Origin of the sequence: Vreelandella subterranea, assembly GCF_900111305.1 — a bacterium.
Taxonomy (GTDB): domain Bacteria; phylum Pseudomonadota; class Gammaproteobacteria; order Pseudomonadales; family Halomonadaceae; genus Vreelandella; species Vreelandella subterranea.
This window is the reverse complement of the sequence record NZ_FOGS01000008.1, coordinates 100,020-121,024: the sequence shown is the minus strand read 5'-3', so window position 1 is coordinate 121,024 and position 21,005 is coordinate 100,020. Positions and strand designations below refer to the sequence as shown.

At 58.5% G+C, this 21,005-nt stretch carries 19 protein-coding genes; 5 read left to right on the top strand and 14 right to left on the bottom strand.

What is annotated here, in order from left to right; translation table 11 throughout:
- Positions 1–101: 101 nt before the first annotated feature.
- Positions 102–2,849: a bifunctional acetate--CoA ligase family protein/GNAT family N-acetyltransferase gene (locus BMX75_RS12730; protein WP_092828494.1), complete on the top strand. Its 2,748-nt coding sequence runs from the start codon at positions 102–104 to the stop codon at positions 2,847–2,849.
- A 55-nt stretch (positions 2,850–2,904) separates the two neighbouring features.
- Here BMX75_RS12730 and pdxH read toward each other — a convergent pair whose 3' ends face one another.
- From pdxH to BMX75_RS12710, 4 genes are all read right to left on the bottom strand, one after another.
- Positions 2,905–3,549 (bottom strand): pyridoxamine 5'-phosphate oxidase, encoded by a 645-nt coding sequence (gene pdxH, locus BMX75_RS12725; RefSeq protein WP_092828492.1) that lies wholly within the window; start codon positions 3,547–3,549, stop codon positions 2,905–2,907.
- Positions 3,550–3,614: 65 nt separating this feature from the next.
- Entirely contained in the window at positions 3,615–4,010 is a 396-nt protein-coding gene (locus BMX75_RS12720; protein ID WP_092828490.1) for a DUF2069 domain-containing protein, read from the bottom strand.
- Positions 4,007–4,630 (bottom strand): NAD(P)H:quinone oxidoreductase, encoded by a 624-nt coding sequence (wrbA, locus tag BMX75_RS12715; protein WP_066320591.1) that lies wholly within the window; start codon positions 4,628–4,630, stop codon positions 4,007–4,009. Before wrbA ends, BMX75_RS12720 begins: the two co-directional genes overlap by 4 nt.
- A 24-nt stretch (positions 4,631–4,654) precedes the next feature.
- Positions 4,655–5,125 (bottom strand): gamma-glutamylcyclotransferase family protein, encoded by a 471-nt coding sequence (locus BMX75_RS12710; RefSeq protein ID WP_092828488.1) that lies wholly within the window; start codon positions 5,123–5,125, stop codon positions 4,655–4,657.
- A 132-nt stretch (positions 5,126–5,257) separates the two neighbouring features.
- Between BMX75_RS12710 and smrA the strand changes: the two genes are divergently transcribed.
- On the top strand, positions 5,258–5,848 hold the full coding sequence (gene smrA / locus BMX75_RS12705; protein ID WP_092828486.1) for a DNA endonuclease SmrA: 591 nt from the start codon (positions 5,258–5,260) through the stop codon (positions 5,846–5,848).
- 74 nt (positions 5,849–5,922) lie between these two features.
- On the opposite strand, the gene BMX75_RS12700 is transcribed toward smrA, so the two are convergent.
- From BMX75_RS12700 to metH, 4 genes are all read right to left on the bottom strand, one after another.
- A complete protein-coding gene (locus BMX75_RS12700) occupies positions 5,923–6,465 on the bottom strand; it encodes a DUF934 domain-containing protein (RefSeq protein WP_092828484.1) in 543 nt (180 codons plus the stop codon).
- Entirely contained in the window at positions 6,455–8,110 is a 1,656-nt protein-coding gene (locus BMX75_RS12695; protein WP_092828482.1) for a nitrite/sulfite reductase, read from the bottom strand. Before BMX75_RS12695 ends, BMX75_RS12700 begins: the two co-directional genes overlap by 11 nt.
- 160 nt (positions 8,111–8,270) lie before the next feature.
- Complete coding sequence (locus tag BMX75_RS12690) at positions 8,271–9,596, bottom strand: MATE family efflux transporter (RefSeq protein WP_245748542.1); 1,326 nt, start codon at positions 9,594–9,596, stop codon at positions 8,271–8,273.
- A gap of 2 nt (positions 9,597–9,598) precedes the next feature.
- Positions 9,599–13,294, bottom strand: a complete 3,696-nt coding sequence (gene metH, locus BMX75_RS12685) for a methionine synthase (RefSeq protein WP_092828480.1) — start codon at positions 13,292–13,294, stop codon at positions 9,599–9,601.
- Positions 13,295–13,565: 271 nt separating this feature from the next.
- Here metH and nfuA point away from each other — a divergent pair, with 271 nt between their 5' ends.
- Positions 13,566–14,189: a Fe-S biogenesis protein NfuA gene (nfuA, locus tag BMX75_RS12680; RefSeq protein WP_066320581.1), complete on the top strand. Its 624-nt coding sequence runs from the start codon at positions 13,566–13,568 to the stop codon at positions 14,187–14,189.
- A 77-nt stretch (positions 14,190–14,266) separates the two neighbouring features.
- On the opposite strand, the gene BMX75_RS12675 is transcribed toward nfuA, so the two are convergent.
- Entirely contained in the window at positions 14,267–15,313 is a 1,047-nt protein-coding gene (locus tag BMX75_RS12675) for a DNA-binding protein (protein ID WP_092828478.1), read from the bottom strand.
- A gap of 263 nt (positions 15,314–15,576) precedes the next feature.
- On the opposite strand from BMX75_RS12675, the gene BMX75_RS12670 reads away from it, so the two are divergent.
- Both BMX75_RS12670 and BMX75_RS12665 read left to right on the top strand, forming a co-directional pair.
- A complete protein-coding gene (locus BMX75_RS12670) occupies positions 15,577–16,734 on the top strand; it encodes a tyrosine-type recombinase/integrase (RefSeq protein ID WP_092828476.1) in 1,158 nt (385 codons plus the stop codon).
- A gap of 39 nt (positions 16,735–16,773) precedes the next feature.
- Positions 16,774–17,193 (top strand): SufE family protein, encoded by a 420-nt coding sequence (locus BMX75_RS12665; RefSeq protein ID WP_066320574.1) that lies wholly within the window; start codon positions 16,774–16,776, stop codon positions 17,191–17,193.
- Here the strand turns inward: BMX75_RS12665 and yidD are convergent.
- From yidD to BMX75_RS12640, 5 genes are read right to left on the bottom strand one after another with little or no spacing between them, the layout of a single operon-like run.
- Entirely contained in the window at positions 17,190–17,513 is a 324-nt protein-coding gene (gene yidD, locus BMX75_RS12660) for a membrane protein insertion efficiency factor YidD (RefSeq protein ID WP_092828474.1), read from the bottom strand. The two genes, BMX75_RS12665 and yidD, sit on opposite strands and share 4 nt — an antisense overlap.
- Positions 17,510–17,968 (bottom strand): phosphoribosyl-AMP cyclohydrolase, encoded by a 459-nt coding sequence (hisI, locus tag BMX75_RS12655; RefSeq protein WP_092828472.1) that lies wholly within the window; start codon positions 17,966–17,968, stop codon positions 17,510–17,512. The genes yidD and hisI overlap by 4 nt, the downstream gene beginning before the upstream one ends.
- A 2-nt stretch (positions 17,969–17,970) precedes the next feature.
- Complete coding sequence (locus BMX75_RS12650; RefSeq protein WP_066320569.1) at positions 17,971–18,420, bottom strand: transcriptional repressor; 450 nt, start codon at positions 18,418–18,420, stop codon at positions 17,971–17,973.
- A gap of 48 nt (positions 18,421–18,468) precedes the next feature.
- A complete protein-coding gene (locus BMX75_RS12645; RefSeq protein ID WP_092828470.1) occupies positions 18,469–19,467 on the bottom strand; it encodes an alpha-L-glutamate ligase-like protein in 999 nt (332 codons plus the stop codon).
- Positions 19,464–20,987 carry an inactive transglutaminase family protein gene (locus BMX75_RS12640; protein WP_092828468.1) on the bottom strand — a complete coding sequence of 508 codons (1,524 nt, stop codon included), beginning with the start codon at positions 20,985–20,987 and terminating at the stop codon, positions 19,464–19,466. The genes BMX75_RS12645 and BMX75_RS12640 overlap by 4 nt, the downstream gene beginning before the upstream one ends.
- Positions 20,988–21,005: the final 18 nt, after the last annotated feature.

Sequence of the window (21,005 nt, the reverse complement as noted above, 5' to 3'; positions counted from 1 at the left end):
AGCGCTCCATGGTAGCTGGTATCACCTTAATCGCGAGACGCTGATACGCGACAGTGTCCATAAGTCTTACATCGCCCTGCACCGTTCCAGGAGAGGCAAACGTGAGCACACGTTTTTTGCACCATTTCTTTGAACCCCGCACGCTTGCCGTCATTGGCGCGTCCGAGAACCCGGCGTCGCTTGGGGGCCTGGTCCTACGCAATATCCATGAAGGTGGATTCAAGGGGCAGCGTTGGGCAGTGAATCTGAAAGGCTATGATCAGGTCTTCGGTGACCCTTGTGTCAAGCGGGTTGACGACTTGCCTGAGGTGCCCGACCTCGCCATCATCTGCTCGCCCATTGACGGGGTGCCCAAATTGATCAACCAGTTGGGCAAGTTTGGGGTAAAAGCCGCCCTGGTACTGTCCGGGGGCGCTTATCTGGACCGCGATACGGGCAATAAAGGCTCGATACGCGAGCGCATGCTAAAGGCTGCCCGAGAATCCGGCATCCGTGTGCTGGGGCCTGAATGCATGGGCCTGATCGTGCCGGCAAAAAAACTCAACGCCTCCTATGCCAGTCAGCCGGTCAAGGCGGGCCGGGTGGCGTATCTTGGACAGTCAGGCATGTTGGCCAACGCCATGATCGATTGGGCGGCCGGGCGCGATGTGGGGTTTTCGCACCTGATTACCGTGGGTGATAGTGTTGATGTGCTATTGCCGGATCTGATCGATTACGTGAACCAGTTTTCGCCAGCGCAGGCGATTCTGCTCCATCTCGAGCGGATTTCCGATGCGCAGCATTTTATGACCGCGGTACGCGACGCCTCGAGAAACCGGCTCGTGCTGGCGATCAAGAGCGGGCGAACCTTTGCCTCGGATATTTCCGGCATGGCCCCGACGCCGGGTATTGCCAATCGCGATGTCGTGTTTGACGCGGCTTTCTCACGCGCCGGGGTAGTGCGTGTCGACGACTCCGACGAGCTGCTGGATGCCCTGGAAACGCTTTCGCGCATGAAACCCTTGCGGGGTGACCGCCTGGCGGTGGTGTCTAACGGTTTGGGCCCTGCCATGCTGGCCATCGACAAGCTGGTCAGCGCCGGGGGCAAGCTGGCCGAGTTCAGCGATGAAACGCAGCAGGCGCTGCATCAAAGCCAGGTCGATTTCAGCAAACCCGGTGAAAACCCCGTCGACCTGGGTGGCAACGCCACCCCCGAGCGGTTTGTCGAAGCGCTGAAAATTGTCGCCGCAGATGCCAATGTGGATGCGGTACTCGTGGTGCATGCGCCAACGCGCCTAGCGCCTTCGCTGGTCACCGCACAAGCGTTGATTGCCAACCGCAAGGCCTTCCGTCGCAATCTGTTGACCAGTTGGATGGGGCTCAAGGAGGCGCTGAATGCCCGCCACGAATGCAACCTGGCCGGTATTCCCACCTATATTTCACCCGAGAAGGCGGTGAAAGCTTTCATGCATATGGTGGACTACCAGCGCGTTCAGCAGTTGCTTCAGGAAACACCGCCCAGCCTGCCGTTTTCCACCAGCGCCGAGATTCGTGCGGAGTGCCGGACATTGATCAGTGAGGCGAAGGCGGAGGGCCGTCAGACGTTAAGCCACTCGGAAACGGCCCAAGTGCTCGAGGCTTACGGCATTCCTGCAGCCACCAGCTATTATCTCACCAGTGCCGAACAGGCGCTGGACATTGCCGCAAAGATTGAAGGTCCCAAAGCGCTTAAAGTGGTTCATGAGGGCAATTGCCGCCCTTATCGCTATCGCAAGCACCCGCATAAGATCTCGGCGGGACTGCTTCAGGATCTTGAAACGCCCGAGCAGGTGGCGGATGGCGTTCGCCAACTGGGCGAAAAGGTGAACGAAAAGTACCCCGAGTACGCGATTCACGAATACTGCCTGCAGCCCATGCAACGCGGCAAACATTCCATGCAGGTGTGCGCGGGCATTACCCGGGACCCGGTATTCGGCCCGCTGATCGTGTTCGGCATTGGCGGCTATAAAGTCAATGTGCTCGCTGACCGCCAAGTCGCTTTACCGCCTCTCAACATGAGCCTGGCAGCGGATGTGGTTAATCGCACCCACGCGGCATCGTTGATACGCGAACACTCGTCAGACCCCGACCGGGATACCCAGCACCTATGCCAGCTGCTGGTAAAGCTGTCGCAAATGGCCTCGGACCTGGGCGAGCTGCGCGGGCTTGAACTGAACCCGTTGCTGCTCAACCGCGATGGCATGCTGGCCGTCGACTTTGCCATGGATCTCGGCCCCCCAGCACGCTTCGCCATCATGCCTTACCCGGAAGAACTGCGTGAATGGCTGACGCTGAAAAACGGCTGGCAGGTCGAGGTGCGGCCGATTCGTGCTGAAGACGCGCCCTTGATTACCAACTTTCACCGCCAGCTTTCCGAAGAAAGCATTCGCTTCCGTTATTTTCATAACAAGTCGGATTTAACCCAGCGTGATCTGTCGGTGCTGTCGCACATCAATTACGACCGTCAGATGGCGTTTATTGCCGAACATCAGCGTGATGATGGCAGCAAGGAGATGCTCGGGGTGGTGCGTGTCTGGAATGACCCGGATAACATTCGAACGGAATTTTCGGTCATTATTCGCGACGACATGCAGGGCTTGGGGATCGGCAGCCTGCTGATGAAAAAAATGATCGCCTACTGCACCCACATTGGCACCCTGGAAATGGTGGGTAAAATCATGCCGGATAATCATCCCATGCGGGCCTTGATGAAGCACCTGGGCTTCACTTGCCGTTACAACATGGAAGAGCAGGTGATCGATGCCATCATGCGGCTCAACGAGCCCGAAAGCGAGTGGCAGCGCCACCGGCTGGAAAGCTTGCCGGACTAGACGCGTACAAGCCATGGCCAGCCAGCCTGCTGCATTGGCCAGCCGGAGGGAATCTTCAGGGCGCCATGCGGAAAGAGTTCCACTCGCCGCCTTCGCGACGTTCATAGCGTATGCGGTCGTGCAGGCGACTGGGTTGGCCCTGCCAGAATTCGATCATGTCAGGATTCACGCGGTAGCCGCCCCAATGGTTGGGACGCGGAATTTCCTGCCCCTCATAGGCTTGCTCAAAACGCTTCTGCCGCTCTTCAATCCAGTTACGGTCGGGTATCACCACGCTCTGGGTGGCAATCCAGGCACCTAACTGGCTGCCACGTGGGCGGCTGGCGAAATACGCGTCGGACTCTTCAGCGGCCACCTGCTCGACGGCGCCCTCAATGCGCACCTGGCGGGAAATCGATGGCCACCAGAAGGTAAGCGCTGCGTAGGGCACATTGTTGAGTTCGCTGCCCTTGTGGCTATGGTAATTGGTGTAAAACACCATGCCGCGCTCGTCGAACCCTTTCAACAGGACCACGCGCGCATGAGGGCGCCCCTGGCTGTCGACGCTTGCCAGCGTCATGGCATTGCTGTCTCGTCCTTCCTGCTCGATAGCCAGACTGAACCATTCATCAAACAACACGAGGGGATCATCAGGGACCTGGGATTCATCGAGTAGGCCACCTTCATAATCACGCCTGATATCCGCTATGTCGCGTGCCATTGCTAGGCTCTCCATCAAGAATTTTTCACATGGTGTCGGGTGTGGTAGCAAAGCTCAAGTCTTGATTAGCCCTGAGCACGTATTTGGCGGCTGCGGAACCGTGCATAGGCCATGCAGCCGGTAAACAAAGCCAGTGACAGGACGGCCTCGGCGACGCCACGCAAGGCTTGTGCTGGAAGGGTAGCCACCATGACACCCTGGCTGAAATACAGCAGGCTGACAAACGCCAACCAGGCGTGGCCCCGCGGACGCCTTCCGATAATGGAAGGCAAAAACAGGACCAGAGGGAGCACAAAGGCTGCCATGGGGCGCCAACTGAAGGCCGCGTCCTGGACCATGAAACCACGCAACAACATCATTATCAGCAACAGGCCAAAACTTGCCAATACCCATTGCCGCGCTCGAAAGGTGAGAAGATCAACGCCGTGGCGTTGCTCAACGCGCTCCAGCCACTGCTTCATGGCGCCTCCTCGCGCATTGTCCGCATTGCCAACGCGAGTTTGGCCAGGCGCTTGCCCTGAGCGACACACAAGGCGCGCTCGTGTTCATCGACTGAGCGGTCGCTCCGTGGCCCTGCCAGGTGGCTTGACCCATAGGGCGTGCCACCGGTCTGTGTGGCCAGCAGCTCGGTGGCGCTATAGGGCACGCCCGCGTAGACCATGCCGTGGTGGAGCAGCGGAACCAGCATGGTCAACAGCGTCGCTTCCTGCCCGCCATGCAGGCTCGAGCTCGAGGTGAAGGCAGTAGCCGGCTTGTCGATCAGGGCGCCATTGATCCAAAGGCTGCTGGTGGTATCAAGGAAATATTTGAGCGGTGATGCCATGTTGCCAAACCGGGTCGGGCTGCCCAGTGCCAGGCCACTACAGTGACGGAGGTCGTCGAGCTCGGCATAAATCGCACCTTCCTCCGGAATTTCTGGCGATGTCGCTTCGCAGGTGGGGGAAACCGGCGGCACAGTGCGCAGGCGCGCCTCGATGCCTGCCACTTGCTCCACGCCGGCGGCCATCTGCTGAGCCATGGTGGCGGTGGCACCCGAGCGCGAATAATAAAGTATCAAGACATAGGGCAATGAACCGGACATAGTCACTCCAAGCAGATTATTCTCTTAGGGTACCAGAGCAATGTGGGCAGCGGGTAACGACAAACGCATACCCTGCGCATTGGGTAGCCGCTGATAGACCCAGGCACGGGTGCCATCGGCAAGCTGCTTCTCCACCCGCTCGTAGCGAACCCCCAGGCGTTCATAGCGATCCAGGCGAGCGAGTTGATCGGCGGTGACGCTCAGGCGAAGCCCTTTCACCTGGCTGCCAGGCGAAGGCGATAAATCAAGCCCGTTGCGCTGATGGCCTTCAAGCGTGGCTGGCTCAGGGTCGCCCGAACCGCCCATCACCACCCAGCGAACCGGCGCATAGCGCAGCGTGCCGTAGACAAACACCTGGTGTGTGCGCTGTTCGATATCCGCAAGATCGTCGGGGCGCTCATAAAACCACGGGCTGAGCATGGTCAGCCACAGCCACCCGGCAAGGCCCAGCAGCAGTATTGCACATAGCGCCAGTAGGCGTTTGACCCAGGCCATGGTGTTTCCTTATGCAGCAGGCAGAAAGCGTAGGGTGGCGTGCGTCAGCGTGGAACACAAGCGTAACAAGACGCTTAAGCAATCGGTGCGGGTTTGGTAGGATAAAAGCCATATCCTGTCGGAGAGCCTGCCATGAACCAGCCACTTCGTGATGAGACCGACTTTCGGGCGCTTGTGGGCGACGTGAAGCCGCTAGCGCAGAAAAATCGGGCGGATACCGGTGATGCGCGCAAGCGTCCTTCCGAGGCGCAGCTGGCAAGGCGCGAACGCGCTGAAGCAGAGATTGATGAGCACAACTTTCTATCCGATGATTTTGTCGACCTGATACCGCCCTTTGACCCCATCGAGTACCGCCGCGAGGGGATCCAGCAGGGGGTGGTCGATAAACTCAAGCACGGCGGCTACCCGGTTCAGGCACAGCTTCATCTGCTCAGGCGGCCTCTGGCCGAGTGCCGTAGGCTGGTGTTTCCTTTTATTCAGGATGCCTACGCGCACGACCTGCGCTCGGTACTGATCGTCCACGGCCGAGGGTGTGAGATCGACAGCCCCGCCAATGTATTACGTTCCTATATTGGCAAATGGCTGATCCAGTTTGACGAAGTACAGGCCTATATCTCCGCCCAGCCCTCGGAAGGCGGGCTGGGGGCTACCTGGGTCATGCTACGCAAGAGCGATCGCGCCAAAGCCAACAACCGTGAACGGCAGCAAAAACGTCGTGGCTAGCCAGCCATGAATTAGCCGTCAACGAAAAGGGGCAGCCGCATGGCTGCCCCTTTGGCTGGTTCGCTATGATGCGCTCAATGGTGAGCGTTAAGGCGTTTTTCAAACAGTGCCTGGCGTTCTTCGACATCCGGCTGGTAGCGCACGCTGAAAAAACTCAGCGCCCGCAGGGCATCCTCGGGATGCTGGTCATCGCGAAGCGCCATGGCGGTAAAGCCACAGCGGCGCATGTATTCCAGCTGGTCGACCAGCACATCGCCTACCGCACGCACTTCGCCCTGATAGCCAAAGCGCTCGCGCAGCAACCGAGCAAGGGTGTAGCCACGGCCGTCGGTGAATGCCGGAAAATGAATGGCGATTGCCGGGGCCGAACGGAGCTCATCGGCCAGGGTCACCGTCAGTTCGCAATCGCTTGCCAGCAGCGGTGCCAGTTCGGTGTCTTCCTGATGCGCTTTCCAGAGCGCCAGGGGGACAAAGGCAGGGCGCTGCTCGGGCAGCGCCTCTGTGTCATAAGACACGCACCAGGCGTTTTCCGCTGCCAGTTCGCCATTGGCGATCAGGTGATCGGCATGAACCGGCGTCATCTCAACCGCCTCGGCCTGCTTGTCATTAGGCGGCATAAACACGCTCCTTGAAGGGTTTCAGTCCAATACGGCGATAAGTATCCAGGAAGCGTTCATCTTCATGGCGCTGGGCCACGTAGACTTCCAGCACTTTCTCGACAACCCCTGGGACGTCTTCACGGAAGAAGGAGGGGCCAAGAATCTTGCCCAATGAGGCATCGTCGGTCGAGTTGCCGCCAATCGATACCTGGTAGTACTCCTCGCCCTTTTTATCGACGCCCAGAATGCCGATATGGCCCACGTGGTGGTGGCCACAGGCATTCATGCAGCCGGAAATATTCAGATCCAGCGGCCCCAGGTCGTAAAGGAAATCCAGGTCTTCAAAGCGTTCCTGCAAGGCCTGGGCGATGGGAATCGACACGGCATTGGCCAGGCTGCAGTAATCGCCGCCAGGGCAGCAGATGATATCGTTGAGCGTACCCACCGTCGGGTTGGCCATGCCCAGCGTTTCGAGCTCTTGCCACAGGGCTTCCAGCTCGTCCACCGGGACGTCGGAGAGCACCAGGTTCTGCTCATGGGTCACGCGGACTTCCCCGAAGCTGTAGCGGTCGGCAAGATCAGCGATGGCGTCCATCTGGTCAGCCGTCACATCGCCGGGGGCGTGCTCGCAGCGCTTGAGCGATAGCGTCACGGCTTTATAACCGTAGACCTTGTGGTCGGTGACGTTATTGGTCACGAAACGCGCAAAGCCACGGTTTTCCTGACGAAGACGCTCATAAGCTGCCACCGCGGTTTCATCCACGGCGCGACGATCCGGCTCGGGGAAGTGGCTCTTTGCGGCTTCGACCGCGGCAGCATTGAGCGTCTGAGGGCCATCTTTCAAATGCGCCCACTCTTCCTCGACGCGACGGCGGTACTCTTCGATCCCCAGCGCCTTGACCAGAATCTTGATCCGGGCCTTGAACTTGTTGTCGCGACGCCCGAACTGGTTGTACACACGGACGCACGCTTCCAGATAGGTCAGCAGGTGCTGCCAGGGCAGGTCGTCGCGTACCACGTCGCCGATCATCGGCGTACGGCCCAGACCACCACCCGCAAGGACTCTGACGCGCAATTCGCCTGCCTCGTTGTACCACAGACGCAGGCCGATATCGTGAACCTGGATGGCCGCGCGGTCCTGGGAAGCACCGCTGACGGCGATCTTGAACTTGCGCGGCAGATAGGCGAATTCAGGGTGCAGCGTCGACCACTGGCGGATCAGCTCGCACCAGGGGCGCGGGTCTTCAACTTCATCGTTGGCAATACCGGCAAACTGGTCGCTGGTGGTATTGCGAATGCAGTTGCCGCTGGTCTGGATGGCGTGCATCTGGACTTTCGCCAGATCTGCCAGGATATCCGGCACATCTTCCAGGGCAGGCCAGTTGAGCTGCAGGTTCTGCCGCGTGGTGAAGTGGCCGTAGCCGCGGTCGTAGCGACGGGTAATATCCCCGAGCGCCCGCAGCTGATGGCCAGCCAGCATGCCGTAAGGGATCGCAATCCGCAGCATGGGGGCATGGCGCTGGATGTAGAGGCCATTCTGCAAACGCAGTGGACGAAACTCTTCTTCTCCCAAACGCCCGTCGCGGTAGCGATCCATTTGATCGCGGAATTGAGCGACGCGCTCATCTACCAGCGTTTGGTCATGAATATCATAACGATACATGGGGCACGGTCCTGCTAAAGCGAAGTTGTCACGTTGAAACGGGACGAATCAGTGTCGCCACCATAACGCGGGCATCATATTCTACAAAAGAATATATAATTATCTTTTTATCTCAAAATGGTATTTAGACCCGTATTTGAGCCAGTATTTGAGACAGTATTTACGCTAGCGACGTCGCCCACCGGCGGCGTTGCCATATCCAGAAAAACGCGGCTGAGTTAATGATGCGATACATCAGCTGCATTAGCCAAATGCCGAGCAGCCCATAGCCCAGACTAACGCCGACCCACCAGGCCAGCGGTAAAAAAAGCAGCCATTGCAGGCTCAGCGTCAACAGCATGACGGTTCGCTGGGCGCCCGCCCCCATCAGGGCTTGAGCGAGTACCAGCGCGGCGACGTCGATGACCATCATCAGGCCCGTCAACTGCAGGGGCAGCGTGCCAAGCTTAATCAATTCTGGCGCCTTGAAAAACAGGCCAAGCAGTTTGTCCGGCATCCAGAGCATGGGCAGGGCCAGTATCACCAGCAATAGCGCGGCCACCCAGAGCGCGTCCAGCCCCCAGCGGTGGGCTTCTTGCTCAGCATCCCGGCCCAGAGCTTCACCCACCAGGCTCATCGCGGCAACGCCGACACCGACACCCGGCAGTATCAGCAACAGCGACAGGTTGATCAGCACGTGCCCCACGGCAACACTCGCGGTGCCGAGCTGGCTGAGCAGCCAGAAAAGCACGGCATAGCCAGCGGCAAACCAAAGCTGCTGGGCCGAGTGGGGCAACGCCAGCCGGGCGGTGGTTCTCAGCACCGGCGCCTCAGGTCGTAACTGGGCCCAGGTCAGGGCACTGCTGTGGCGGGCGGTGATGCCTATCCAGAGCAGCAGCCCCACGCCTACCGATAGCGTGGTGGCAACGCCTGCACCACTGGCTCCCAGCTCGGGAAGCCCGACAAGGCCAAAAATCAATCCCGCGCTGAGCACCACGTTAAGCAGGTGGACAGCCACAATAATGCGTAAATACAGGCGTGTGTACTGACGGCCATTCCAGTAACCGCGAAAGCACAGGGTGAGCGCAATCGCCGCCAGCGACAGCACTCGCCAGCGAAAATAATCGACGGCCACGGAGTGAACGTCCGGGGTCGGCGAGAGCCACTGCATAATCGCAGGCGCCTGCCACCATGCCAGCAGCGTCAGCAATGTACCACTGACCAAACCGAGCAACAGCCCCGCCTGCAGCGGCCGGGCGAGGCCGGAATGCCCCGCGCCCAGCCGCTGGGCGGTTTGGGATTGAACGCTGGAGGACAGGCCGAATACCAGTGCCGTCATCATGAACATGGCGTAACCGCCAAGCCCCACACCGGCCAGCGCCGTTTCGCCTAGACGGCCCACCAGGGCAGCATCAACAAGGTTGAGCATGCTCTGCGAGAGCATGCCCAGTATGACCGGCCAAGCCAGACGAACCACTAGGCCGTGGCGGTGGGCGACGTAGGGCACAGTCAGCTCGGGTCGTAGGAAAGCACCGGTGACAACCAGCGCTCCATTTCCTCAAGCGGCATTTGCTTTCGTTCAGCCAATACCTTGACCTGATCCTGGGTAATCTTGCCGGTTGAAAAATATTTCGATTGCGGATGCGAGAAATACCATCCAGATACCGCCGCGGCAGGCCACATGGCAAAGTTTTCGGTCAGCGCCAGTCCGGTATTGGCGGTGGCGTCAAGCATCCTGAACAGCGTTGCCTTCTCGGTGTGGTCAGGGCAGGCCGGGTAGCCGGGGGCCGGGCGGATACCCTGGTATTTCTCGGCAATCAAGGCGTCATTATCGAGCGACTCCTCGGGCACGTAGCCCCAGAATTCCTTGCGTACGCGCTCGTGCATCCGCTCGGCAAAGGCTTCTGCCAACCGGTCGGTGAGGGCCTGAACCATGATGGCGTTATAGTCGTCGCCCGCCGCTTCGTATTCTTTGGCCAGTTCATCGACCCCGTGCCCGGTGGTCACCGCAAAGCCGCCAATCCAGTCTGCTTTGCCGCTGTCCTTGGGAGCGATGAAATCCGCCAGGCTGTAGCAGATGCCGTCGCGACCTTTGGTCGTCTGCTGACGGATATGATGCAGTCGTTCGACGACATCGGTACGGGATTCATCGGCGTAGACCTCAATGACGTCGTCATCGACGGTATTCGCCGGCCAGAAGCCAATCACGCCCCTTGCCTGGACGCGCTTTTCGTCAAGCAGCTTGCGCAGCATCACCTGGGCATCTTCGAACAGGTTGCGAGCCGCCTCGCCAACTACCTTGTCATCCAGAATCTTGGGGTATTTACCCGCCAACTGCCAGCTCATGAAGAAGGGCGTCCAGTCGATCCGCTCGACGAGCTCATCAAGCGGGTAATTATCGAAGGTGTTCAGCCCCAACTGGTGAGGTTTGACCGGCGTATAGTTGGCCCAGTCGGTCCGGAAACGCCGCTTGCGCGCCTGGGTGTAGTCAAGGTCGGCGGCTTTGGGGCGACGCTTGGCATTGCGTTCACGAACCTTTTCGTACTCTTCGCGTATTTCGGCGATGTAGGGCGTCTTGAGGGACGGGGTAAGCAACCGGCTGGCCACCCCGACGGCCCGGGACGCATCGGTCACATAAATCACCGGATGGTCATACTGGGGTTCGATTTTAACCGCCGTATGCGCTTTCGAGGTCGTTGCACCGCCAATCAGCAGCGGCAGGTCCATGCCGCGACGCTTCATTTCCTTGGCGACGTGAACCATTTCATCCAGGGACGGCGTGATCAAACCGGACAGCCCGATGATATCGGCGTTGTGATCCTTGGCGGCCTGGAGGATTTTCTCGGTGGGCACCATTACGCCAAGGTCAATAACCTCGTAGTTGTTGCACTGAAGCACCACGCCGACGATATTCTTGCCGATATCGTGGACATCACCCTTGACCGTCGCCATGACAATCTTGCCCTTGGCCTGGGTGTCAGCACTTTTTTCGGCCTCGATGTAGGGAATCAGGTAGGCGACGGCCTGCTTCATGACCCGAGCGGATTTGACCACCTGGGGCAGGAACATCTTGCCTGCACCAAACAGGTCGCCGACCACGTTCATGCCGTCCATCAAGGGCCCTTCAATGACCTCGATGGGGCGTTCCGCCTCGGCACGTGCCAGTTCGGTATCGTCTTCGATGTGCGCGGTAATGCCTTTGACAAGGGCATGTTCGATACGCTTGTTGACCGGCCAGCTGCGCCACTCCAGGTCTTCTTTTTTCGCCGCGCCGCTGCCATCGCCTTTGTAGTTATCGGCAATTTCCAGCAGGCGCTCGGTGCCGTCGCTGCGACGGTTGAGCACCACGTCCTCAACGGCTTCGCGCAGTTCGGCAGGCAGGTCATCGTATACGGCGAGCTGGCCCGCGTTGACGATCCCCATGGTGAGGCCCGCACGAATGGCGTGGTACAGAAAGACCGAGTGAATCGCTTCGCGTACCGGATTATTGCCCCGGAACGAGAAGGATACGTTGGAAACGCCCCCGGACAGCATGGCGTGGGGCAGGTGTTCGCGAATCCACTGGGACGCCTCGATGAAATCAACGGCGTAGTTGTTATGCTCTTCGATCCCCGTGGCAATGGCAAAAATATTGGGGTCGAAAATGATATCTTCCGCCGGGAAACCGATTTCATCCACCAGCAGGCGGTAGGCGCGCTCACAGATCTCCGTCTTGCGGGCGAAGGTATCGGCCTGGCCTTCCTCGTCGAACGCCATCACCACGATGGCGGCCCCGTAGCGGCGGCACTTGGTCGCCTGCTCGCGGAAAGCTTCTTCGCCTTCCTTGAGGGATATGGAGTTGACCACAGCCTTGCCCTGCACGCACTGAAGCCCGGCTTCGATGATCTCCCATTTGGACGAGTCGATCATGATGGGCACGCGGGCGATGTCGGGCTCGCCGGCGATCAGGTTCAGAAAGCGCACCATGGCTTCCTGTGACTCCAGCATGCCCTCATCCATGTTGATGTCGATGATCTGGGCGCCGTTTTCCACCTGCTCCAGCGCGACTTCCAGCGCAGTGGTGAAATCTTCTTCCACGATCAACCGCTTGAAGCGCGCCGAGCCGGTCACATTGGTGCGCTCGCCGACATTCACAAACAGCGAGTCGGCTTCGATGTTGAACGGTTCCAGGCCCGACAATCGGCAGGCGGGGGAGCGTTCCGGCACCTCGCGGGGCGGCAGACCATGAACGGCTTCGGCTATGGCGCGGATGTGTTCCGGGGTCGAGCCGCAACAGCCGCCGATAATATTCACCAGCCCACTCTGGGCAAATTCGGCAACAATGCCCGCCATTTCCTCGGGTGTTTGATCGTATTCGCCAAATTCGTTGGGCAGGCCCGCATTAGGGTGGGCCGACACAAAGGTATCAGCCTTGGTGGAGAGTTCTTCGACGTACTGGCGCAGCTCTTCGGCCCCTAACGCGCAGTTAAGGCCCACGGAAAACGGGTTGGCGTGGCGAACGGAATTCCAGAAGGCTTCGGTGGTTTGTCCCGATAGCGTTCGCCCGGAGGCATCGGTGATGGTGCCGGAGATCATGACCGGCAGCCGCTTGCCCAGGGTATCGAATAGTTCCTCGAGGGCGTAGATGGCGGCCTTGGCATTCAGGGTGTCGAAGATGGTCTCGATCATGATCAGGTCGGCGCCGCCATCAATGAGCGCCTGAGCGGCTTCAAGGTAATTGTCGCGCAGCTCGTTGAAGGTGACGTTACGTTTGGCGGGGTCGTTGACATCCGGCGACAGCGACGCGGTTCGCGAGGTAGGCCCCAGCACACCCGCCACATACCGCGGTACCCCGGTCTCTTCGGCAACGGCGTCACACACTTCCCGTGCCAGCCGTGCCGACTCGCGGTTCAGCTCCGGCACAATGTCTTCCATGCCGTAGTCGGCCTGGGAGAGGCGGGTACTATTGAAGGTGTTGGTTTCAATAATATCGGCACCGGCCTTGAGATAATCGCGGTGAATGCGGGTCACCACGTCGGGGCAGGTCAGTGCCAGCAAGTCATTGTTGCCTTTCAGGTCCGACGGCCAGTCACTGAAACGCTGGCCACGAAACTCCTCCTCGCTCAGCTCGGCATTCTGCAACATGGTCCCCATGCCGCCATCCAGAATATGGATACGTTGATTCAGGCGTTGGGAGAGGGTGGCAATCAAATCACTAGCAGCCATGGCAGGGGGATGTCTCCAGCGTCACAGTCAAAAAAGGTTTTTTATCGTCGGCAATCGCCGTTCAAATGAACCAACGGCGCACTATGATAACAAAGGGTGCCAGGCGGGGCAGCAATGTATTGTTTATGAATGCCATAGGCCCCATTAACAATACACCGGAAATAGCCTAGTAAAACAGTCGGGATTGTGTCGGCGCGCTGTTTTGCTTACCATAGACACAAAATGACATGTGAAGTGGCGCCGCCACTGCCACGGGAGGAAAACAGCCCTCATGACCACGACAGCAGAAGCAGAAACCAAGGTCGATACCCAAGGTATTGATATTACCAACAGTGCACAGGATTATCTGGCGGAATTGCTGGAAAAGCAGAACGTCGAGGGCATCGCTGTGCGCATTTTCATCACCCAGCCGGGCACGCCCTACGCCGAAACGTGTTTGGCCTATTGCCGCCCGGGCGAAGAAGAGCCGACTGACGAAAAGCTGGAACTCGAGAAGATCAACGTGTTTCTCGACAAGAACAGCCTGGCGTTCCTTGAGGAAGCCGTGGTCGACTTTAACGCCGACCGCATGGGCGGTCAGCTGACCATCAAGGCACCAAACGCCAAGATGCCCAAGGTCAACGCGGACAGTCCGCTGGAAGACCGCGTCAACTATGTCCTGTACAGCGAAATCAATCCTGGCCTGGCCTCTCACGGCGGCGAAGTCAAACTGGTCGAACTGACCGAGCAAAACATGGCGGTACTGGCCTTCGGCGGTGGCTGCCAGGGCTGTGCGGCCGTCGACCTGACCCTCAAGGATGGCGTTGAAAAAACGCTCATGGAGCGTATTCCCGAGCTTGGCGGCATTCGCGATGTGACCGACCACTCGGACACCACCAACGCCTACTATCGCTAATCAATAGCGTTCCGCCAAGATGATGATGCCCAGCCCTTGCTGGGCATTTTTCGTCTGCGCCCATTGATGCTAGCCGTCTAGTCACGGCTATTTTTATCTTCGTGCTCACCATTCTGGTCGCGCGCCAGTGATGTCGGCAGATCGGTTAGCTGCCGTTGCATGGCGTCCATTCTGGACCAAAGCTGTTCCTGCCAGGCCTTTTCGCGAGCATCATGTTGCCGTGTTTCTTCGGCTAACGCCGTTTCTGCGCTGGCAAGCTTTTTGATCACCTCGTCGTGGCGCTGTTGAAGGTCTTCCAGTGCGGCTTGCAGCTGCTGATAAGCCTGCTGCTGGGCATGTGCCTCCAACTGATACTGATGGATTGATTTTTCCAGCGTTTTAACCTCTTCGGCCAACGCCTCGTTACGTTTATCAGCCTGTTTCAGACGTTGCTGGTAGGCGCTTTCTTCCTGTGCCCGTTCCTGTCGGGCGCTGTCCAGCAGGCTCATCAACCGGTCTTCGGCAGCTTCATGGCGCTGCTCTTCCTGGGTCAGGCGCGCCTGCCATTCGGCCTGCTGTTGGCTGAGTTGATCGGCATGCTGTGCCTGGCGCTCGGCTATGTCTTGCTGGGCGCGTTCATGGGCGGCCTGCCATTTGCCCACTGCGTCACGCGCTTCCTTTGCCTGGGTCCGCCACTGCACTTCATCCGCTTGGCTGGCCGCCAGGTCTCGGCTAAGCGCCTCGACGCGCGTCTCTGTATGACGCAGATATTCTGCCAGGGCGCTTTCACGCTGCTCCGCATTGGCGGCCCGCTGGTCGGCCTCGCTGGCCTCGAGCTGTGCCGCTTCGACCTGGCGGTCGGCTTCCTCGCGATAATGGCGTAACGCATCGTGCGCCGCTTCCATGGCGTCCTTCCATAGTTCGCTGGCAGCACTGACCACAGATTCCGGTACGCCCTTGGGAGGAGGGATATCGCGGTTCTGCTCCCGGTCAAGTCGCCACTGGCGAAAGTGTTCACTGATGGTGGTAAAGCTCCCCGTGCCGAGTACTTCGCGAATGCGCTGAACGCTAGGCGTATCGCCTCGGCTAAGCAGTGTATCGATGGCCTGTTGTACATCCTGGTATTGAATGCCGCTGCGTGCCATTGGCGGGCTCCTTGCAGGGTTGGAATGACCGTGATTATCCCTCTCGTGGCGATACAAGGCAATATTACGTAATACGTAAAACGTAATTTATTTATCTTAAATACAATAAATTCAAGATTACACGTATTATCTTGAATTTATAAAGGGTAAAAGGCAGACTTATCAGCAACTGGCGCGAACAAGAAGGAAGATGAGGAGAGAGAAGAGGGAAGAGGGAAGAGGGAAGAGGAAAATAGCAGGGTGAGAGAGGAGAAGAGACGTCAATGGAAACGTGGGATAATACCGCTATCGCCAACCCGATATCGCCGCTGGAAAGCCTCGGTGGCTCGCCCGTGCTGCCGCATATTACCGCCAGCACGGACGTGGAGGCGGTCGCGGCGTGGCTCGCCGAATACCAGGAAAGCCCGCAAACCTGGAAGTGTTATCGCCGGGAAGCCGAGCGCCTGCTGTTGTGGCTGAATACCCAGAACATGACGCTTGACCAGGTCAACCGTGACATGCTGCGTCACTTCGAACAGTTTCTTGCCGACCCACAGCCAAGTACCTATTGGGTGGGGCCTACCAAGCCCCGGCATCACCCACAATGGCGCCCGTTCCGGGGTGGACTTTCACCGGCCAGCCGTCGGCAAAGCCTGGTTATTCTTCAGGGGTTGTTCAGCTGGCTGGTTGAAGCAGGGTGGGTGCGCCACAATCCGTTTCGCCTGATGCGCGATAAATCACGCCGCATGAGCAACCAGGCGCCGCGCATAGAGCGCTACCTGGAGCGGGAGTTATGGGAGTGGCTCTGGCAGTGGCTTAACCAGTCAGCGGAGGAGGGCGAACGCAACCGTTACGAAGTGGCCAGACGGCGGTTCATCTTTGGCTTTGCGTACCTGCTGGCCCCCAGGGTGAGTGAAATGGCCGAGGCCCGTATGGGTGACTTTGAGCGAAGCGAAGGGCGCTGGTGGTGGTCCGTCGTCGGCAAGGGCAATAAGATGGCCCGCATTCCTCTCCCGGCTGACATGCTGGAATGCCTGGCCGAATGGCGGCAGGCCCTGGGGCTTTCGCCCACGCCGGAACATCAAGACGATACGCCCGTCATTCGCGCCCTGGACAAGAAGCGGGGGATTGGTCATAACCAGCTTTATCGCCTGATACGTGAGACTTTCAGCGAAGCAGCCAGCGCACTGGAAGCGGCTGATGGCAACCCTGTTTACATTGAGGCGTTGCGCCGGGCAACGCCTCACTGGTTGCGCCATACATCGATTACCCATCAAGCCCAGGCAGGCATCAGCCTGCGGCATTTGGCCGACAGCGCCCGCCACTCGCGCCTGGATACCACCGCGCGCTATCTGCACAACGAAGCCATCGAGTGGCACCAGGAACAGCAACGCCACCAGATTGAGCCGAGAGCCACCCAAGACGACGTTGAGACGTTATAATGGGCCGAATTTCGTGACACCAACGCTAAAGGAATCACCATGACCACGTCCGGTGCCGAGTTAGCCCAGCAGGAACTGATCGAAGAGTTCGACATGTTTGATAACTGGATGGACCGTTATCAATACATCATCGATATGGGCAAACAGCTACCCGCTTTCCCCGACGAGTGGAAAACAGATGAGTTTAAGATTCAGGGATGTCAGTCGAACGTGTGGATGCACCACGAAGCGCAGGACGACAAGCTGATCTTCAAGGCGACCTCTGATGCGGCGATAGTATCAGGATTGATTGCCGTGCTGCTGCGTATCTACAGCGAAAGAACCGCCGAAGAAGTACGTAGTACAGAGCCGCATTTCATGACGGACCTGGGGCTGGACAAACACTTGTCGCCAACGCGGAGCAACGGCTTGCATGCCATGCTGGAGCGTATTTACCAGGTTGCCCGGCAAAGCGCTTAACAATCACGCCGGGAGCGATGATGATCAACAGCGCCGGCATGGCCTTCGTCTTCCCGGCATAGGGCTTCACTGCGCCCGCCGGGAACAGGATCCATGCCCCCGCTGCTGCCCGGGTGACATTTTAAAATACGCTTCATGGCCATCCAACTGCCTTTGAACGGTCCGTGGACCTGGATGGCTTCGATGGCATAGGAGGAACAGCTTGGCCAAAAGCGACAGCGTGGGCCGAGCAGGGGGCTTAACGTATATTGGTAAATGCGCACCATAATGACCAGGCATTGACCGAGCAGCCAACGCACGCCATTAAGCCAAGTCTTCATGGCGATGACTTGGCGTAGAGCTCAGCGGGGTCAATAAGGGGCTCGCTGTTGACCGTCACGCCTTCGTTTGAAAGCGACAGGTAAAAGCAGCTCCGCCGCCCCGTATGGCAGGCAGGCCCGGTTTGCGCCACCTGGAGCAACAGCGTGTCGCCATCGCAGTCGAGGGCTGCCGATACCAGATGCTGCTGTTGGCCGGAAGACTCACCTTTACGCCACAACTTGCCTCGTGAGCGCGAGTAATAGCATACCCGCTGCGTTTGCAGCGTTTCTTCCAGGGCGTCGCGGTTCATCCAGGCCATCATCAGCACTTCGCCGGTATCGTGCTGTTGGGCGATGGCAGGCATCAGGCCGTCGGCATTAAACGCGGCGGCATCGAGCAGCGCCGTGACAGAGCAAAGGGCATCCCCAGGGGATGCAGACTCGAGGTCTTTGAATAGTGAATTTTCTGAGGACATGTTCACGACTCATCATGGGGTTGGCAACGCTGGCATAGCCCCTGTAATTCTATGGTCTGGCGCTCTACATTGAAGCCTTGACGCTGGGCGAGGGCGGCCAGTTGATCGCTGATTTCATCCAGGTGGAGTTCTTCCACGTAACCACACTGCCGACAGATAAGCAGCTGAAAGCCATGAGCGTGTTCCGGACATGCGCAGGCAACATAGGCGTTTTGCGATTCGATGCGGTGCACCAGTCCCTGCTCGATGAGGAACTCGAGGGCACGATAAACCGTCGGCGGTCGAGCGGCCGCGTGCTCCGTGGAGAGCTTGTCGAGTAGGTCATAGGCCTTTAAGCCGCCACCATGACGCGCGATCAATTCAAGCACACGGCGCCGAATAGGCGTAAAGCGCACGCCCCGCGTATGGCACTGGGATTCTGCCTGTTGTAATAGCACATTGGCATGTGTCATAGACGTCTCGTTGACCAGGGTGAGCGCAGTTCACGCTCTAAAAGTAGTTTACGCGCTTGCTGGAGGCGTGTCAGCCGGGTCAGTCAACTCACTCACGCGGGCAAAATGATGCTGCGCAAATGCCACACGTTTCTCGGCAGGCACACCATCGGGCTGACGTTCGATAAGGTCCAGGCGGCGGCGCAGCCCTTCACCGTTGGTCATCTGGATGGCAAGCCCGGGGCGGGCATTAAGCTCAAGCAACATCGGGCCATGCTGGCGGTCGAGCACCATGTCGGTTCCCAGGTAGCCCAGTCCGGTCATTTCGTAACAACCCGCCGCCAGATTAAGCAGCGTTTCCCATTGGGGGACCACCAGGCTTGCCAGGTCGTGCCCGGTATCCGGATGAACAAAGCAGGGGCGGTCAAACTGCACGCCGCGTAGGGCGGCGCCCGTTGCCATGTTAAGCCCCACGCCAACAGCTCCCTGGTGCAGGTTGGCCTTGCCATCCGATGCCGCCGTCGAGAGCCGCATCATGGCCATGACGGGGTAGCCTTTAAAAACGATGACACGAATATCAGGGACGCCTTCGTAGGTATAGGCCATCAGGCTTTCATCAAAGTTGATCAGTGTCTCGACAACGGCGACGTCGGGTGAGCCGCCAAGCGAGTAGAGCCCCGACAGGATATTCGACACATGGCGTTCGATATCGGTGATCGAAAGGCGTGCCCCGCTAGGCTTGATGAAATCATCGCCCTCGATCTTTTCAATGACCAGAATTCCCTTGCCGCCGCTGCCTTTGGCCGGTTTGATCACGAATCCATGATGGCCTGACAGTATTTGGCCGATATGCTTGACCCCAAACTGGGTCGTCACCGTACCGATTAACGCCGGCGAGGTAATCCCGTAACGTTGCGCCAACAGCTTGGTTTTCAGCTTGTCATCCACCAACGGGTAAAGACGCCGGTTATTGTAACGCCCGATATAGCGGATGTTACGCCGGTTCATGCCAATAATGCCTTTGTCACGCAGTTGCGACGGCCATGTCCAATTACTCAGCCAGCTCATGAGGGCTTGTCTTCCTCGGTAATGGGCTTGAAGCGGCGCAGTTCCAGCAGGCGATAACCCGTGTAATTACCCAGCAACAGGATCAGTGCCATCAGGATGAACTGAACCCCCAGGAAGTTAAAGGTGATATGGCGCACCCATGGGTTGTTCATGGCCAGGAAGGCGATGACGGCGGTGAGCAGGCTGCCGCCCCCTTGTATCAGGACCTGCTTGGGACCTTCTTCTTCCCACAGGATCGACATCCGCTCGATCGTCCAGGCAAGAATGATCATTGGGAAGAAGGTAATGGTCAGCCCGGCGTTCAAGCCCATTCGGTACGCCAGCACCGAGAATACCGAGATGATGGCAATGACGGTGATAATCACCGCCGACACCCTGGCAACTAATAACAAGTTTAAATAAGACAGGTAATTACGGATTATCAGACCAACCGACACGATCAGCAGAAAACCAATCAAACCGGTTGTCAGACTGGTCTGGATAAAGGCGAGAGCAATCAGCACAGGCATGAAGGTGCCCGAGGTTTTGATGCCTACCAGCACGCGCAGGAAGACGACGACCAGGGCGCCAATCGGAATAAGCAGAATGGTTTGAAATAGCGCCTGTTCCTCCAGCGGGAGGCTGTGAATCGAGAAGTTCAGCAGCGTATCGTTGGAGTTGTGGTTACGTACCGCCGCGGACGCGGGCTGATAATGGGTCATCATCGAGAAACTGACCCGGGAGTTTGTCCCGCCTTGTACTTCCAGGACAGCGTCGCCGGTGGTTTCCCATAGCAACAGGTTGTCTGGCTTGCCCTGGACCCCGGTAATGGGGTGGAAAAGCGACCATGTTTCGTCGTTTTCATCGAATACCTGAATCCAGGTGCTCAGTGTTTGCCGCCGACGTCCATCCTGAAGCAGCAAGCCGCTGACGCCTCTGGCTTTCACTTCCGCCTGGTTAAGCAGGCGAACAACCAGCGGCGCAGGATCCATCTCGCCAAGTAGAAGGCGGGCGTTCTCATCCTGTCGCTCACCATTCACATCGCGAATCAACTCGCGGGCAAAGGTGGCGTTATTGGCGCTTCGCTCCCAGGCTTCATCAATAAGCTGCTCAGCCGCCGAGTCGTAAGGGCTTTCCCATTCGACGGCGGGAGGCAGTTCCGGGGCTGCCTGCGACGGCGCTTGCGCCTCAGGCGATACCAGCATTTGCACGGAATAGTACAGCTGCTGTTCGCCATCAGCTTCACGAATCGTCCATTCCGCACGCCGACCCGTCTCATTTGCCTGGTAAGCCAGCCCGTAGCCAGAAGAGGCCGTGTTCTCGGTCAGTATTCGATACCCAGCCTGCTGGGTCGGCAGCGCAAGATCAACCTCTACCGGCCCCCCCTGGGCATCAAAGGTAATGACGGCTTCAATTTCCCAGACCTGGCGCTGCTCATTCGGTACCCAGGGGATTTCAAACTGCAGGTGGCGATGCACACTCATCGCAATACCGGCGACAAGCAATAGGCCGACGATAAAATAAAAGGGTAGCCGTGACATTTAGATTCCTTTCAAAAG

Coding starts and splice junctions, on each gene's coding strand:
- pdxH (WP_092828492.1), bottom strand. CDS start 3,549: ATGGCACGCGACATAGCGGATATCAGGCGTGATTATGAAGGTGGCCTA.
- BMX75_RS12720 (WP_092828490.1), bottom strand. CDS start 4,010: ATGAAGCAGTGGCTGGAGCGCGTTGAGCAACGCCACGGCGTTGATCTT.
- wrbA (WP_066320591.1), bottom strand. CDS start 4,630: ATGTCCGGTTCATTGCCCTATGTCTTGATACTTTATTATTCGCGCTCG.
- BMX75_RS12710 (WP_092828488.1), bottom strand. CDS start 5,125: ATGGCCTGGGTCAAACGCCTACTGGCGCTATGTGCAATACTGCTGCTG.
- smrA (WP_092828486.1), top strand. CDS start 5,258: ATGAACCAGCCACTTCGTGATGAGACCGACTTTCGGGCGCTTGTGGGC.
- BMX75_RS12700 (WP_092828484.1), bottom strand. CDS start 6,465: ATGCCGCCTAATGACAAGCAGGCCGAGGCGGTTGAGATGACGCCGGTT.
- BMX75_RS12695 (WP_092828482.1), bottom strand. CDS start 8,110: ATGTATCGTTATGATATTCATGACCAAACGCTGGTAGATGAGCGCGTC.
- metH (WP_092828480.1), bottom strand. CDS start 13,294: ATGGCTGCTAGTGATTTGATTGCCACCCTCTCCCAACGCCTGAATCAA.
- nfuA (WP_066320581.1), top strand. CDS start 13,566: ATGACCACGACAGCAGAAGCAGAAACCAAGGTCGATACCCAAGGTATT.
- BMX75_RS12675 (WP_092828478.1), bottom strand. CDS start 15,313: ATGGCACGCAGCGGCATTCAATACCAGGATGTACAACAGGCCATCGAT.
- BMX75_RS12670 (WP_092828476.1), top strand. CDS start 15,577: ATGGAAACGTGGGATAATACCGCTATCGCCAACCCGATATCGCCGCTG.
- BMX75_RS12665 (WP_066320574.1), top strand. CDS start 16,774: ATGACCACGTCCGGTGCCGAGTTAGCCCAGCAGGAACTGATCGAAGAG.
- yidD (WP_092828474.1), bottom strand. CDS start 17,513: ATGAAGACTTGGCTTAATGGCGTGCGTTGGCTGCTCGGTCAATGCCTG.
- hisI (WP_092828472.1), bottom strand. CDS start 17,968: ATGTCCTCAGAAAATTCACTATTCAAAGACCTCGAGTCTGCATCCCCT.
- BMX75_RS12650 (WP_066320569.1), bottom strand. CDS start 18,420: ATGACACATGCCAATGTGCTATTACAACAGGCAGAATCCCAGTGCCAT.
- BMX75_RS12645 (WP_092828470.1), bottom strand. CDS start 19,467: ATGAGCTGGCTGAGTAATTGGACATGGCCGTCGCAACTGCGTGACAAA.
- BMX75_RS12640 (WP_092828468.1), bottom strand. CDS start 20,987: ATGTCACGGCTACCCTTTTATTTTATCGTCGGCCTATTGCTTGTCGCC.